General features: G+C 48.8%; 1 protein-coding gene. It reads right to left on the reverse strand.

Annotated features, from left to right (window positions below; genetic code table 11):
• Positions 1-231, reverse strand: a 231-nt coding sequence (gene chaB, locus J1785_RS00195; protein ID WP_129951468.1) for a putative cation transport regulator ChaB, incomplete at its 3' end; no start/stop codon positions are given.
• Between the last annotated feature and the right edge of the window lie 203 nt (positions 232-434).

Genomic DNA, 434 nt, shown 5'->3' on the forward strand with positions numbered 1-434 from the left:
GGATTTCTTAGGGTGCCACTTATCATCGTCTCCTTTTTTATATCCATGTTTCACTGCAGCCCAGGCAACTTTGTGCGCCGTTTCCTCCCGGGAGTCATCGCCCTGCCGGTCTTTGGGTTTTTTATATTCATCCCATGCGCTGTTAAACGCTTCCTTATAGATATCCTGTGCGTGGGCAGGCAGCACGTTGCGCACGGATTCAGGCAACGCTGCTCGGTTCTGATAAGGCATAGTCGTCTCCTTTTTCATGGCGTGCATGGCACTGATAATTTTTGTGTGCGGTGTGTACGCACAATGTTAAGTCTAGCTGCTACCCTCAAAGGACTCCGCCAGATTATTCTCGTTATCGTGCTGCTGGCGGCATCTCGGCGCCAGCAATTTATATGGGTACTCCCGGTATTTACATAAATTGACGCATAAACGCTATATTTTCG

It is taken from the genome of Rahnella perminowiae, from assembly GCF_019049755.1.
Lineage (GTDB): Bacteria > Pseudomonadota > Gammaproteobacteria > Enterobacterales > Enterobacteriaceae > Rahnella > Rahnella perminowiae.